This is a genomic window from Rhizobium sp. SRDI943 (assembly GCF_057653695.1).
In genome coordinates this window covers 1093562-1107490 of the sequence record NZ_CM172787.1, presented here as the reverse complement: position 1 = coordinate 1107490, position 13929 = coordinate 1093562, and the positions used below count along the sequence as shown (strand labels likewise).

Here is a 13929-nt window from a genome sequence, read left to right as displayed (position 1 = left end):
GCCTTCCGCAAGTGCGGCGGCAGCAGTAAGGCTTGCTCGGCCGTCCGGCCTTTTGGAGATGAAAGTTGCAGACAACCGTAGAGCCCATTCGCGGTACGAATGATCCGGTACAATCGCTCGAACTGTCGCTGGTCGTGCCCATTTTCAACGAAGAGGAAAGCGTCGGCCCGCTTATCGAGCGTGTCGTGGCTGCGATGGTTAGCTACCCCCATCGCTGGGAGCTAATCCTCGTCGATGACGGCAGCACGGATGCGACGCTCGTCAACGCCCGCAAATACGTCGGAGGCGAGGGGCTGGCGCTCAGGATCGTCGAGCTGCAGCGCAACTTTGGCCAGACTGCCGCCATGCAGGCCGGCATCGATACCGCCCGCGGGCGTCTGATCGCGACGATGGACGGCGACCTGCAGAACGACCCGAAGGATATTCCTTCGATGGTCTCCGAGCTGGAACGGCGTGAACTCGACCTTCTGGTCGGCTGGCGCAAGAACCGCAAGGACGGTCTGTTCCTGCGCAAGATCCCCTCCTGGTGCGCCAACTCCCTGATCGGCCGCATCACCGGCGTCAAACTGCATGATTACGGCTGCAGCCTGAAGATCTACCGTGCCTCGATCATCAAGCAGGTGAAGCTGATGGGCGAGATGCACCGCTTCATCCCCGCCTGGGTCGCCGGTGTCGTCCCGAGTTCGCGCATCGGCGAGATGGCCGTCACCCACCATGCCCGCGAGCACGGCGTTTCGAAATACGGCATTTCGCGCACTTTCCGCGTCATCCTCGATCTGCTGTCGGTGATGTTCTTCATGCGCTACAAGGCGCGGCCGGGGCATTTCTTCGGTTCGCTCGGTCTCGGCCTCGGCGCGCTCGCCATGCTGATCCTGCTCTATCTCGGCTTCGACAAGTTCATCCTGGGCAACGACATCGGCACGCGACCGATGCTGATGGTCGGTGTCGTGCTGCTGCTGTCGTCGGTGCAGATGATCACCACCGGCATCCTGGCGGAAATGATCGCGCGCACCTATTACCGCGACGATGCCTCTCCGAATTATATCGTGCGGCAGATCTTCGACGATCAAAGCCAAGCCTAAGCCGGCAGCACGATGCTGGAGCGCGCGACGAGGACGATCAAAACCGCGGGCCTGCTGCTTGCAGCCTATTTCGTGCTCAACATCGCTCTGCGCATCGGGCTTCCGCATTCGCTGGAGCTCGACGAGGCCGAGCAATCCTTCTTCTCGCAATATCTGCTGGCGGGCTACGGCCCGCAGCCGCCCTTCTACAACTGGATGCAATATGCCGTCGTTTCGGTGACGGGCATGTCGATCGGCGCGCTGATCGTTCCGAAGAACATTCTGCTGTTCCTGTCTTATCTCTTCTATGGCCTTGCCGGGCGGCGGGCGCTGAAGGACGAGGCGCTTGCCGCCGTCGGCATGCTGGCACTGATCACCCTGCCCCAGGTCTCCTACATGGCCCAGCAGGATTTGACCCACACGACGGCGCTGCTCTTTGCCAGCTCGCTGTTTCTCTATGGGTTCTTCCGCACGCTCGACCGGCCGGATATGGCGAGCTATCTGCTGCTCGGGCTTGCGACCGGCATCGGGCTGATCTCGAAATATAATTTCGCGCTGATGCCTGTCGTCGCCTTGATCGCCATCCTGCCCGATGCCGAATGGCGGCGCCGGGCGCTCGACTGGCGCATGCTGGCCGCAGCCGCCGTTGCGCTCGTCATCGTCCTGCCGCACGCGATCTGGCTGCAGGGAAATCTCGCATTCGCCTCCTCCGACACTCTGGTCAAGATGGCCGCCGGCAGCGAACCGGCCGGCGCCGTGCGGATCGGCAAAGGCCTTCTCGCCTTTCTCGTTGCCATCATCGCCTTTGCGGCGCTGCCGGTCGTGATCTTCGCCGCCACCTTCCGCCGGGATTTTGTCCGGGCGCTTTCGGCGGGCAACCGCTGGACTGGGATGATGGAGCGGATGATGCTCGCAAGTCTCGCCGGCATTGCTCTCATCGTGCTGTTCACCGGCTCCACCACGGTTCGCGAGCGCTGGCTCGACCCGTTCCTGCTGGTGCTGCCGATCTATTTCCTGGCGAAAATGCAGGCGGCCGGGCTCGACCTTTCCGCCGGGCTGCGCCGCCTCCGGCCGGTACTGCCGGTGCTGATGGCCTGCGTGCTGATCGCCCTCGGTTTCCGCGTCGTCGGCGCCGGGCTGATCGGCACCTACAGCCGGCCGAATGTGCCGATGGCAGGTTTTTCGCGCGAGATGACACGACAGGTGGAACCGGCGCTGGTGATCGCTTCCGACCCCTATATCGGCGGGAACATGCGGCTGCAATTTCCCGATGTACCGGTGGTGATCCCGGATTTTCCGGCGCCGGGCATTCCGGCCTATGACCATGCCAAGGGGCCGGTGCTGATCGTCTGGCGGGGCAAAAAGACGGCGACGGCTGCCGATGCGGTCATGCCGGAGCGGTTCTCTTCGGCGCTGACGGCGGCTGATATCGCGCTGCAGGAGATCGGCTCGCTGTCGCTTCCTTATTATTTCGGCCGCCAGGGCGACAATTTCGCGCTCGGCTACGCCTGGGTTCGGCCGGAGAGCAAATAGAATGACCGAGAGCAACCGTCGCGGCCTGAGTTGGATCTTTGTCCTGCTGGCGGCCTATTTCGTGCTTCAGGTCGGTGTGCGGCTCGCAACCTCGCATTCTCTCGATCTCGACGAAGCCGAACAGGCCTTCCGCTCGCAATGGCTTGCCGCCGGCTACGGCCCGCAGCCGCCCTTCTACAACTGGCTGCAATACACCGTCTTCCAGTTCGCCGGCGTCTCGCTAACCGCCCTTTCGGTGGTGAAGAACCTACTGCTGTTCAGCTCCTACGTGCTCTACAGCCTGACCGCGCGGCTTATCCTGCGCGACAAGGCGCTGGTGGCGATCGCCACGCTTGGGCTGCTGACGATCCCGCAGATGGCTTTCGAGATGCAGCGCGACCTGACGCACACGGTCGCGGTGTTCTTCTCGGCCAGCATCTTCTTCTACGGCTTCATCCGCAGCCTGAAGCAGCCGAGCCTTGCCTCCTATCTGATATCAGGCATCGGCATCGGTTTCGGCCTGCTTGCCAAATATAATTTCGCGATCCTGCCGGCGGCAGCCCTGATTGCCGCGCTCTCGGATGCGCGCCTGCGGCCACGGATCTTCGACTGGCGGCTGGTGCTGACGGCGGCGGTGGCGCTCGTCATCACCCTGCCGCATCTCTTCTGGCTGAAGGACAATCTCGATTTCGCCACCGCACGCACCCTGGAGAAGATGACCGCGAGCGGCGATGCGAGCTATCTTAAGCAGGTGTCCATGGGCATCAGTTCTCTGGCTCTCGCCATCATCAGCTTTGCCGGATTGACTGTGGCGGTGTTCGCGATCGTCTTCGGCAAGAGCCTTCGTCCGGCGCTGACCGCCGGTTCGGAATGGACGCGGCTGTTCGAGCGGATGATGCTCGTCTTCCTCGCCGGCATTCTGCTTCTGATCGTCTTCGGCGGCGCGGCCGGCATCAAGGATCGCTGGCTGGTGCCGATGCTCTTCATCCTGCCGCTCTATTTCTGCCTGAAGATCGAGGCAGTGGGCGTCGCGACAGACAGGGCGTTCCGGCGTTTCATGCCCATCGTCGCCGTCATCATGATCGGCGTGCCGGCGGCCCTTTACGGGAGCGTTGCGACTGCGCGCTTTTCCGGTCATTACGAGCGGCTGAACAGGCCTTATGCCGGAATGCTGGAAACCTTGCGCAAACAGGCCGAACCGGCGGCGATCCTTGCCGGGGACAGCCTGCTCGCCGGCAATCTCAGGCAGGATATTCCCGGCGTGCCGATCCTCTCGGTGGATTATCCTGGCTTCCACCCGGATCTTACCGGCCGGCGACCGCTTCTCCTGGTGTGGCTCCTCCCGCAGAGGGGAGGAAGCGAAGCATTTCCGCCTGATATGGCTGAATGGCTGCAGACCCATCTCGGCGTGTCCGCACCGCAGGCGTCGGTGATCGACGTGCCCTATCTCTATGGGCGCGGCGACGACCGCTACCGTTTCGGCTATGCTTGGGTCAACCAGCCGGGCTGAGCACAATCAGGATTTCAGCTCCTTCCAGGCCAAATCCAGCGCCAGTTTCGTGATCCTCGCTATCTCATTCACTGTGCTCGGAGGCGCTGAGCCATTAGCTCGTTGGCCATATCCAGCATGCTCGAATATTGTAAAAGTATTGTATTTGTCATACACTAAGAGCAGGGAGTAAATCTACATGGCACGGGCAAAAACCTTTTCCCTTGGCGATACCTATGACGGGATTCTATCGGATCTTGTCCGCAATGGCCGGTTCGGCACCGAAACCGAGGCCGTGCGGGCAGGCATCCGTATGCTCGCCGACCACGAGCTGAAAATGCAGGTGCTGCGTAAGGATATTCAGGCGGCCGATGCCGAGATCGAAGCCGGCCTCGGCAAGGAATACGCTACCGGCGCGGAGCTCCTCAAAGACGTCATGAACGAAAGCTAAGGCCATCAAACCGAAACGCCTGATTATCGCTCCATCCGCCATTGAGGATCTGCGGAATATTCGACGCTATATCGCCGAGAGCAGCCCCCACTACGCGCATGAGTTTCTGGCCGACCTGACCGCGAAGATCGCCTGGATCGCCGAAGTGGACTTCACCGGATCTCCACGCGACCACATTGCGGAAGGCCTGCGCGGCCTGCCCTACCGGAACCGCTGCATCTACTACCGCTCCTATCACGACCGCATCGTGGTCCTACGTGTCAAGCATGGCGCCGAGGATATCAAGTCGCAGGATTTCGAGCTTTAGGCCCAGCTAGCTGGGCTGAGCGCAATCAGGATTTCAGTTCCTTCCAGGCCAAATCGAGCGCCAGCCTGGTGATCCTCGCCATCTCGTCCACCTCGGCGTGGCTGATGACGAGCGGCGGCGAGGCGAGCATGCGGTCGCCGGTGGCGCGCAGCACGAGACCGTTCGCCAGCGCGTGGTTGCGCACCAGCGCACCGACCTGATCGGGCTTGGCATAACGAGCGCGCGTGCTCTTCTCGGCGGCAAGCTGCAGTCCGCCCATCAGGCCGATGCTGGCGGCTTCGCCGACCAGATCATGGTCTGCGAGCTCTGCCCAGGCCCTGCCGAAATAGGGGCCGATATCGTCGCGCACGCGCTCGACCAGTCTTTCCTCTTCGATGATGCGCAGGTTTTCGAGGGCTGCGGCAGCGCAGACCGGGTGGCCGGAATAGGTGAAACCGTGGTTGAAGTCGCCGACATCGTTGATCAGCACATCGGCGATGCGGTCGCTGACGAGTACGCCGCCGATCGGCAGGTAGCCGGAGGAAAGCCCCTTGGCGATCGGCGCCAGATCGGGCTCGACGCCGAAATACTGGTGGCCGAACCAGGCGCCCAGACGGCCGAAACCGCAGATTACCTCGTCGGTCACCAGCAGGATATTGCGCGCCTTGCAGATGCGGTCGATCTCCGGCCAGTAGGTCTCGGGCGGGATGATGACGCCGGCAGCCCCCTGCACGGGTTCGGCGACGAAGGCGGCGACATTCTCCTCGCCGAGTTCGTCGATCTTCGCTTCGAGCTCGCGGGCAACCTTGAGACCGAATTCGGCGGGTGAGAGATCGCCGCCCTCGCCGTACCAATAGGGCTGGCCGATATGGACGATTCCAGGGATCGGCAGATCGCCCTGCTCATGCATGTATTTCATGCCGCCGAGGCTGGCGCCGGCGACGGTCGAACCGTGATAGCCGTTCCTTCTCGATATGACGATCTTCTTCGACGGTTTGCCGATGGCGCTCCAGTAGACGCGGGCCATGCGGAACCAGGTGTCGTTCGCCTCCGAGCCGGAGCCGGTGAAGAAGATATGGTTGAACCGTTCCCCGGCATGGGAGGTGACCTTCTGCGCCAGCAGCGTCGCAGACGTCGAGGTCGTGCCGAAGAAGGTGTTGTAGTAGGGCAGCTCGTTCATCTGCCTGGTGGCGGCATCGGCAATCTCGCGGCGGCCATAGCCAATATTGACGCACCAGAGGCCGGCGAAACCATCGAGATATTTCCTGCCGTGATTGTCGAAGATGTAGACGCCCTCGCCGCGCTGGATGATACGCGCGCCCTCGGCATTCAGCTTCTTCATGTCGGCGAACGGATGCAGGTGGTGCGCAGCGTCGATCGCGGCGAGGTTCGAAGGTGGGTAAGTATCGGGCATGGTGGTAAAGACCCTCGCGGATTGAAAGGCTGATGTCGATGAGATAGGAGCTTGGCCTTGTCCCGGAGGATTTTCAAGGTCATGGCAAGCGACAGGATGGACGGCAAGGCCGACGGCGGCGATCCGCGCTTCGAGATCCTGATCGTCGGCATGAACGGCGACCTGCGCGGCAAACAGCTTCCACCCGGCGCCGAAGCCAAGGTCTGGGCCGGGGACATCCGCCTGCCGACCTCGACGCAATCGCTCGACATCTGGGGTGACGACAATGACGATATCACCGGCCTGTCACTGACGATCGGCGATCCTGACGGCAAGGTCGTCCCCGACCGGCGCAGCTTGGCGCCGATGCCTTGGGCGCCCGAGGGCTCGATGCAGGTGCTCGCCACCATGCACGAATTCGACGGCAGCCCGAGCTTCATGGATCCGCGCGCCATCCTCGCTTCGGTGCTGGAGCGCTATGCGGCGCGCGGGCTGACGCCCGTCGTCGCCACCGAGCTGGAATTTTACGTGATGTCGGGAGACTGGCGCGAAACCGGACGCCCCTGCCCGCCCGAAAGCCTCACCTTTCGCGGCGAACCGAACGGTTTTCAGCTCTACGACATGAGCGTCGTCGACGCGCTCGACGGCTATTTGCAGACGCTGAGGGCCTATGCGAGAGCGCAGGACCTGCCGGCGGATGCGACGACAGCGGAATTCGGTCCGGGCCAGTTCGAGGTCAACCTGCTGCACCGCGCGGACGCGCTGGCAGCCGCCGACGATTGCCTCTATCTCAAGCGCATCGCCGAACAGGCGGCGCGCCGGCACGGGCTGAAATCGACCTGCATGGCCAAACCCTATTCCGAACATGCCGGCTCCGGCCTGCATGTGCATGCGAGTATCATCGACGGACAAGGCCGCAACATCCTCGATGCCAAGGGCGGCGAGCCGAAGATGCTCAAATCGGCGATAGCAGGCCTGCTCGACTCCATGCGCGCGGCGCAGCTGATCTTCGCCCCCTTCGCCAATTCCTACCGCCGCTTCCAGCCGGGCTCGTTTGCGCCTGTCGATCTGACCTGGGGAAGCGGCCATCGCGGCACGGCGATCCGCATCCCCGACAAGGATGGGCCGGCCGCACGCATCGAGCACCGCGTCGCCGGCGCCGACGCCAATCCCTATCTGCTGCTGGCAGCGATCCTCGGCGGCATGCTCACCGGTCTCGACGGCGACCTCGACCCCGGTGAGGAGACGACGCCATCGCACACACCTGCGAATACGGCGCGACTGACGCATGATTTCCTCAGCGCCGTCGAGACCTTCCGCACCTCGCCGTTCATCGCCGATATCTTCGGCGCGCGCTATCAGGCGCTCTATGGCGACACCAAGCGCAAGGAAGCGCTTGCGCATCTGCGCACCGTTTCGGATTTCGACTACCGCACCTATCTGCCGCGGCTCTGAAATTACGCGGCGGCCGACTTACGCAGCGGGCTCGCGGCGTTCGTCCGCATTCACCTGGGCGGCGAGACCCTGCTTGACGAGAACCTTCAATTCGCCCGGATGCAGCCGGATCGAGACGTCGCGTTCGAGCGGCAGCAACTCGCCGTCCATGACGCAATTGGCCTTGGAGCGCAGTTTCGGGAAATGCAGGTGCACTTCGGCCGGGTGCATCACCATGACATCGGCATTCTCGCGGACCTTGCCGCGCAGCATGTCGATGGCGAGGCGGGCGACACCAAGCGGCTTCAGCGGATTTGCCGTGTAAAAGCCGAGTTCGCCGCTTCTCAAATTATCGGCGTAAAGCAGCGCGTTCTCTCCGAAGGGATTGTTAGAGACTGATATCGCCGACACCCTGCGGCGCTCGCGCATGCCGATCGCCTCGAACTCGACCTCGAATTCCGGCGGGTTGAAGATGACGCCCAAGGCAGCCTTCGTACTCGCCCGGATCTTGCCCAGCCGGGAACGATAGCTGTAGGCGTTGCGGTAACGCACCATGCGGGCATGCAGGCCGGCGGAAAACTGGTGGATGAAGGGCCGGCCGTTGGCGCTGGCGATATCGACATTGTCGACCTCGCCAGAGGCAAGCACATCGAGCGCCTGCCAGATATCGAGCGGCACACGCAGCGAGCGGGCAAAGAGGTTCATCGTGCCGGCCGGCACGACGCCGAGCGCAATGCCGTTTTTCCAGGCAATCGATGCCGCCGCCGAAATCGTGCCGTCACCACCGCCGGCAACGATACCGTCGATATCGTCGCGCTTGGCAGCCCGCTCCATGGCGGGAACGATTTCCTTTCCTGAGAAGACGATGGCGTCAAAATCGTGCCCCGCTTCGCGGAAAGCCGCCTCCGCCCTTTTTTCATAGGCCAGCATGTCGGTGGTCTTGAAGGTCCCGCCGTCGCGATTGAAAAAGCCTACAAGCTTCATAAGAGCTCCCGTCTCTGGCGCGGAAATGCTCCTGCCTTGCCCTGAGATGGTTGCGGTATCGCCGATTTCAAGCGCAGCCTTCTTTCCTCACAAAGGACAGAAGTGCAAAAATTGCAATAGACGTATGCACATAGCAGGACGCTGCACTGCAAAAAATGCACTCGACGGCAGCCGAGAGCTCACGGATAGATGGTCTATCGGAGACATCGTCTCCACCTCCCGCCATTTCCACCGATCGGCTTGCGGCCGCGCCTGCGCCAGGGGCCATTGCCAAGCAGAAACCGCCTCGAGGAGCTCTCGTGAGTGAGATTGCCGCCAATATTTCCATCGATAGCCGGAACTCCATTGATCGCCAGGATGAAGCGCTGCCGTCGGCAATGACCGTGGCGCTGGTCCAGTTGGCGCTCGCCTGCGGCGGCTTCGGCATCGGCACCGGCGAATTCGCAATCATGGGATTGCTGCCCAATGTCGCCGAAACCTTCTCGGTCACCACGCCGCAAGCCGGCTACGTCATCAGCGCCTATGCGCTCGGAGTCGTCGTCGGCGCACCTGTTATTGCCGTGCTCGCTGCGAAGATGGCGCGCCGCACGCTGCTTTTAATGCTGATGCTGATCTTTGCCGCGGGCAATATATCAAGTGCCATGGCGCCGACCTTCGAAAGCTTCACGCTGCTGCGCTTCGTCAGCGGCCTGCCGCATGGCGCCTATTTCGGCGTCGCGGCCCTTGTCGCCGCCTCGATGGTGCCGGCGCATCGCCGCGCCCGTGCCGTCGGCCGCGTCATGCTCGGCCTGACCGTTGCGACACTTCTCGGCACGCCGTTGACGACCTTCTTCGGTCAGTCGCTCGACTGGCAGGTGGCGTTTTTCTCGGTCGGCGTGCTCGGCCTGCTAACGGTGGCGCTGATCTGGTTCTACGTTCCAAAGGACAGGGTTTCCGAGGAGGCGGGCTTCCTGCGCGAACTCGGCGCTTTCCGCCGGCCGCAGGTGTGGCTGACGCTCGGCATCGCCGCCGTCGGTTACGGCGGCATGTTCGCGATGTTCAGCTATATCGCCTCGACAACGACTGAGGTGGCGATGCTGCCGGAGACGGCCGTTCCGATCATGCTGGTCCTCTTCGGTGTCGGCATGAATGCGGGCAATTTCATCGGCTCGTGGCTCGCCGACAAATCGCTGCTCGGCACGATCGGCGGGTCGCTGATCTATAATGTCGTCGTGCTGACCACTTTCTCGCTGACCGCCGCCAATCCCTATATGCTCGGCCTTTGCGTCTTCCTCGTCGGCTGCGGTTTTGCTGCTGGACCGGCGCTGCAGACGCGGCTGATGGATGTCGCCGCCGACGCGCAGACGCTTGCGGCCGCTTCCAACCATTCCGCCTTCAACATCGCCAATGCGATCGGCGCCTGGCTCGGCGGCCTCGTCATCGCCGGGGGTTATGGTTTTGCGGCGACCGGCTATGTCGGTGCAGCACTATCCTTCCTCGGCCTGTTCGTCTTTGCAGCCTCGCTACGCCTTGAGCGCCGCGACCGGAGCACGCAGGCCGTCTGAGGCCAAGCGCAGCTCGCGGCCTTCCGGGCTGCAGAAGACATAATCGTCACCCCAAGCGGCCAACGCCTGGATGACAGGCTTCAGCGTCATGCCGAGCGGCGTCATTGCATATTCGACCCTCGGCGGCACGACCGGATAGACGGTGCGTGATACAAGGCCGGACTCTTCCAGTTCACGCAGCTGCTTGGTCAGCATGCGCTGGGTCACGGCCGGGAGCTTACGCCGCAATTCGTTGAAGCGCAGGGTTCCCTGCATCAGATGAAAGAGGATCACGCCTTTCCACTTCCCGTCGAGGTAGGTCAGCGTCGCTTCGACCGGGCAGCCAGGGAAATTCTTGACGAGTTTGGCGCGCGGCAATGACATTTTACAGTATCCTTTTGGGTACTACGTACAGAATTTGTGCATTCTTGCGTTGTTAGAACATAATGCGCATCTAGCTTCCGTGCAACGAACACAGGAGTTTCCCATGCGCGCCGTCGCCTATAAAACGCCCCAGCCGATCTCCGCCGAAACCTCGCTGATCGATGTCGAGCTGCCGATGCCGGAGGCTGGAGGCCACGATCTGCTCGTCGAAATCAAAGCCGTTTCGGTCAATCCCGTCGACGTGAAGGTGCGCGCCCATTCCGCACCGCCCGCAGACGAGCTCAAGGTGCTCGGCTGGGATGCCGCCGGCATCGTCAAAGCCGTCGGCGCCGATGTCACCCTGTTCAAGCCCGGCGACGAGGTGTTCTACTCCGGGGTTATCAGCCGCCCGGGCAGCAATGCCGAATTCCATCTCGTCGACGAGCGCATCGTCGGCGCCAAACCGAAGAGCCTCGATTTCGCAGCCGCGGCCGCCCTGCCGCTGACCTCGATCACGGCCTACGAAGCGCTGTTCGACCGGCTGAAGGTGCAGGACGCGGTTTCGGGAGCGGGACGCTCCATCCTGATCATCGGCGGAGCCGGCGGCGTCGGCTCGATCGCCATTCAGATCGCCCGGGTATTGACCGACCTGACGGTGATTGCCACGGCCTCGCGGCCGGAAACGCAGGACTGGGTGAAGGAACTCGGCGCGCATCATGTCGTCGACCATTCCAGGCCGATCGCGCCGCAGGTGGCGGCGCTTGGCATCGGCGCGCCGGGATTCATATTCTCGACCACCAATACCGACAGTCATATCGGCGACATCGTCGAAGCGATTGCGCCGCAGGGCCGCTTCGCATTGATCGACGATCCGAAGACGCTCGACATCGTGCCCTTCAAGCGCAAGGCCGTCTCTGTCCATTGGGAGCTGATGTTCACCCGCCCGCTCTACGGCACGCCCGACATGATCGAGCAGCACAAGCTGCTGAACAAGATTTCCGAGCTCATCGACGGCGGAAAGATCCGCACCACGCTTTCGGAGATCGTCGGGCCGATCAATGCGGCAAACCTAAAGACGGCGCATGCCATGGTCGAAAGCGGCAGGATGAAGGGCAAGGCGGTGCTTGCAGGATTCTGAGATCGCAGCCGGCAGGCCGGTATTCGGGGACCCCCAAGATCATACAAACCAAACCCGCCTGGAATGCCGCATCGTGGGGTGCGACATTCTGGCGTTAAGCATTTACCCCGCTTGACTTTTTCCGCGTTCGGGACCACCTAGCATTCACGTGGATGACACTCGTCGACCACGGATTTCAACGGAGCCATCATAACGATGCCAAGCGACAGTAGCAGTCGATTGCCTTTGCCGTACGCGACCCTCGTGCGCTGACCGACGCCTGTCGGCTCGCCTGATCGGACGCTACGGCGGATCGACGGAAAGGCGAGCCTCAAATGAATATCAATCGCTTCCCTCTTCGGGCAGGCCATGCCGCCCGTGCCTTCATCAACAACAGCCGCGGCGCAACGATCGCCGAACGCGTCGAAGCGTTGAACGCGCTGAGCGTCCAGGACGCCGGGCGTGTTCTATGCGGCATGCCGCTGGACTATGCGGTCAACATCCTCGACCGGCCGGAGCTTCGCAACGCCGCACAGATCCTTGCGCTGATCAGCGCCGAGGATGCCGCCCGGCTGCTGCACGGCATGTCGAACGACCGCGTCGCCGACGTGCTGCTCGAACTCGACGGCGAGACCCGCGCCCGGCTGTTCTCCAGCCTCGACGAACCGGTGCGCATCGCGATCCAGCACCTGATGGGCTATCCGCCGCGCACGGCCGGCGGCATCATGACGACGGAGTTCGTCAGTGTGCCTGACAGCTGGACCGTCGCCCGCACACTCGACCATGTGCGCCAGGTCGAACGCTCGCGCGAGACCGTCTACGCCATCTATGTGCTGGATGGGGTCAGCCATGCGCTGCTGCATGTGGTGACGCTGCGTCGCCTCATCACCGGCGAGCCGGACGCTTCGATCCTTTCCGTGGCACAGAAGGGCGCGCCGGTTTCGGCCGATCCGCTGATGAAGCAGGAGGATGTCGCCCGGCTGATCCGCAAGCACGACCTGCTTGCCCTGCCCGTCATCGACGAACAGGGGCAAATACTCGGCATCGTCACTGTCGACGACGTGATCGACACGATGATATCAGACACGACGGAAGCGGCCCAGAGGTTCGGCGGCATGGAGGCGCTCGGCCAGCCCTACATGAAGATCAGCTTCGCCGGCATGATCCGCAAGCGCGCCGGCTGGCTCGCTGCGCTCTTCCTCGGCGAGATGCTGACGGCAAGCGCCATGCAGCATTTCGAAGGCGAGCTGGAAAAGGCCGTGGTGCTGACGCTGTTCATCCCGCTGATCATGAGCTCGGGCGGCAATTCCGGTTCGCAGGCGACCTCGCTGATCATCCGGGCGCTGGCGCTCGGCGAGCTGAAGCTCTCGGACTGGTGGAAGGTGCTTTTGCGCGAACTGCCGACCGGCGTCGTGCTCGGCGCGATCCTCGGCCTCGTCGGCTTCATCCGCATCGTCTTCTGGCAGTCGGCCGGGCTTTACGATTACGGCCCGCACTGGCAGATGGTCGCCGTTACGGTGTTTGCCGCCCTGATCGGGATCGTCACCTTCGGTTCGATCTGCGGTTCGATGCTGCCCTTCGTGCTGCAGAAGCTCCGGCTCGATCCGGCCAGCGCCTCGGCCCCCTTCGTCGCCACGCTGGTCGATGTCACCGGGCTCGTCATCTACTTCTCGGTGGCGCTGCTCATCCTCAGCGGGACGCTGCTCTAACCCGCAATAATGCCCGAGGGAAATTATTTTCCCTCGGGCAACTTCAACGGCCCATGCGTCTTCATGCTGCGGATGGCGAAGTTCGAGCGGATGTCGCTGACATTCGGCAGGGTCAACAGCGTTTCCGTCAGAAGCCGTTCGTAGGCGGCGAGATCCTCCACCACCACTTCGGCGAGGAAATCGGCCGTGCCTGAGATCAGGAAACAGGAGACGATCTCGGGGATGGCGAGCAGCGCCTTCTGCTGCGCCTCGGAATTTTCGCGGCTGTGCTGGACGACCTTGAATTCGACGAAGACGGTGAGGCCGAGACCGACCTCCTTGCGATCGATATCTGCCGTGTAACCGCGGATGATCCCGGACCGTTCGAGATTGCGGATGCGGCGCAGGCAGGGCGACGGCGAAAGGTTCACCTTCTCGGCGATCTCGACATTTGTGGCCCGTGCATCCTCCTGCAGGCACTTCAGGATGGCAATATCGAATTTATCGAGATTTGGCATTTTCGCGACCCCCGCCGACATCAATTGGCAGAAGATTGCGCATAGCATGATTTTCTAGCCATAGATAGCAAGGACATGCCCTGACCTCTGGCGCTAGTCTTCTCTTCAAC

General features: G+C 62.5%; 13 protein-coding genes. 9 read left to right on the top strand and 4 right to left on the bottom strand.

Going from position 1 to position 13929, the window contains the following annotated elements; translation table 11 throughout:
- Positions 1-65 precede the first annotated feature (65 nt).
- From AC245Y_RS05615 to AC245Y_RS05595, 5 genes are all read left to right on the top strand, one after another.
- Positions 66-1082 (top strand): glycosyltransferase family 2 protein, encoded by a 1017-nt coding sequence (locus AC245Y_RS05615; protein WP_017993473.1) that lies wholly within the window; start codon positions 66-68, stop codon positions 1080-1082.
- Between the two features lie 12 nt (positions 1083-1094).
- The gene (locus AC245Y_RS05610) at positions 1095-2594 is read left to right on the top strand and encodes an ArnT family glycosyltransferase (protein ID WP_017993472.1); all 1500 of its coding nucleotides are present in this window, start codon (positions 1095-1097) and stop codon (positions 2592-2594) included.
- A 1-nt stretch (position 2595) separates the two neighbouring features.
- Complete coding sequence (locus AC245Y_RS05605) at positions 2596-4083, top strand: ArnT family glycosyltransferase (protein WP_017993471.1); 1488 nt, start codon at positions 2596-2598, stop codon at positions 4081-4083.
- A gap of 178 nt (positions 4084-4261) precedes the next feature.
- Positions 4262-4513 carry a ribbon-helix-helix domain-containing protein gene (locus tag AC245Y_RS05600; protein WP_017993470.1) on the top strand — a complete coding sequence of 84 codons (252 nt, stop codon included), beginning with the start codon at positions 4262-4264 and terminating at the stop codon, positions 4511-4513.
- 4 nt (positions 4514-4517) lie between these two features.
- Positions 4518-4820 carry a type II toxin-antitoxin system RelE/ParE family toxin gene (locus AC245Y_RS05595; RefSeq protein ID WP_080518538.1) on the top strand — a complete coding sequence of 101 codons (303 nt, stop codon included), beginning with the start codon at positions 4518-4520 and terminating at the stop codon, positions 4818-4820.
- Positions 4821-4845: 25 nt separating this feature from the next.
- Here the strand turns inward: AC245Y_RS05595 and AC245Y_RS05590 are convergent, their stop codons facing one another.
- Positions 4846-6213: an aspartate aminotransferase family protein gene (locus AC245Y_RS05590; protein WP_012756743.1), complete on the bottom strand. Its 1368-nt coding sequence runs from the start codon at positions 6211-6213 to the stop codon at positions 4846-4848.
- Between the two features lie 81 nt (positions 6214-6294).
- Between AC245Y_RS05590 and AC245Y_RS05585 the strand changes: the two genes are divergently transcribed.
- Entirely contained in the window at positions 6295-7647 is a 1353-nt protein-coding gene (locus AC245Y_RS05585) for a glutamine synthetase family protein (protein WP_032996272.1), read from the top strand.
- A gap of 18 nt (positions 7648-7665) precedes the next feature.
- Here AC245Y_RS05585 and AC245Y_RS05580 read toward each other — a convergent pair whose 3' ends face one another.
- Entirely contained in the window at positions 7666-8610 is a 945-nt protein-coding gene (locus AC245Y_RS05580) for a diacylglycerol/lipid kinase family protein (protein WP_012756741.1), read from the bottom strand.
- 299 nt (positions 8611-8909) lie between these two features.
- Between AC245Y_RS05580 and AC245Y_RS05575 the strand changes: the two genes are divergently transcribed.
- On the top strand, positions 8910-10154 hold the full coding sequence (locus tag AC245Y_RS05575) for an MFS transporter (protein ID WP_017993468.1): 1245 nt from the start codon (positions 8910-8912) through the stop codon (positions 10152-10154).
- Here AC245Y_RS05575 and AC245Y_RS05570 read toward each other — a convergent pair.
- Positions 10113-10517 (bottom strand): winged helix-turn-helix transcriptional regulator, encoded by a 405-nt coding sequence (locus tag AC245Y_RS05570; protein ID WP_017993467.1) that lies wholly within the window; start codon positions 10515-10517, stop codon positions 10113-10115. The genes AC245Y_RS05575 and AC245Y_RS05570 overlap by 42 nt on opposite strands.
- 103 nt (positions 10518-10620) lie before the next feature.
- Between AC245Y_RS05570 and AC245Y_RS05565 the strand changes: the two genes are divergently transcribed.
- Together AC245Y_RS05565 and mgtE are read left to right on the top strand one after the other, a co-directional pair.
- Positions 10621-11634 (top strand): zinc-binding alcohol dehydrogenase family protein, encoded by a 1014-nt coding sequence (locus AC245Y_RS05565; protein ID WP_017993466.1) that lies wholly within the window; start codon positions 10621-10623, stop codon positions 11632-11634.
- Between the two features lie 314 nt (positions 11635-11948).
- Positions 11949-13322: a magnesium transporter gene (gene mgtE / locus AC245Y_RS05560; RefSeq protein ID WP_012756737.1), complete on the top strand. Its 1374-nt coding sequence runs from the start codon at positions 11949-11951 to the stop codon at positions 13320-13322.
- A gap of 23 nt (positions 13323-13345) precedes the next feature.
- On the opposite strand, the gene AC245Y_RS05555 is transcribed toward mgtE, so the two are convergent.
- A complete protein-coding gene (locus AC245Y_RS05555; protein ID WP_017993465.1) occupies positions 13346-13867 on the bottom strand; it encodes an Lrp/AsnC family transcriptional regulator in 522 nt (173 codons plus the stop codon).
- Between the last annotated feature and the right edge of the window lie 62 nt (positions 13868-13929).

Excerpts from the sequence above, each read along its gene's own strand:
- AC245Y_RS05610 (WP_017993472.1), top strand. The coding sequence starts at position 1,095 with ATGCTGGAGCGCGCGACGAGGACGATCAAAACCGCGGGCCTGCTGCTT.
- AC245Y_RS05605 (WP_017993471.1), top strand. The coding sequence starts at position 2,596 with ATGACCGAGAGCAACCGTCGCGGCCTGAGTTGGATCTTTGTCCTGCTG.
- AC245Y_RS05600 (WP_017993470.1), top strand. The coding sequence starts at position 4,262 with ATGGCACGGGCAAAAACCTTTTCCCTTGGCGATACCTATGACGGGATT.
- AC245Y_RS05590 (WP_012756743.1), bottom strand. The coding sequence starts at position 6,213 with ATGCCCGATACTTACCCACCTTCGAACCTCGCCGCGATCGACGCTGCG.
- AC245Y_RS05585 (WP_032996272.1), top strand. The coding sequence starts at position 6,295 with ATGGCAAGCGACAGGATGGACGGCAAGGCCGACGGCGGCGATCCGCGC.
- AC245Y_RS05580 (WP_012756741.1), bottom strand. The coding sequence starts at position 8,610 with ATGAAGCTTGTAGGCTTTTTCAATCGCGACGGCGGGACCTTCAAGACC.
- AC245Y_RS05570 (WP_017993467.1), bottom strand. The coding sequence starts at position 10,517 with ATGTCATTGCCGCGCGCCAAACTCGTCAAGAATTTCCCTGGCTGCCCG.
- AC245Y_RS05565 (WP_017993466.1), top strand. The coding sequence starts at position 10,621 with ATGCGCGCCGTCGCCTATAAAACGCCCCAGCCGATCTCCGCCGAAACC.
- mgtE (WP_012756737.1), top strand. The coding sequence starts at position 11,949 with ATGAATATCAATCGCTTCCCTCTTCGGGCAGGCCATGCCGCCCGTGCC.
- AC245Y_RS05555 (WP_017993465.1), bottom strand. The coding sequence starts at position 13,867 with ATGCTATGCGCAATCTTCTGCCAATTGATGTCGGCGGGGGTCGCGAAA.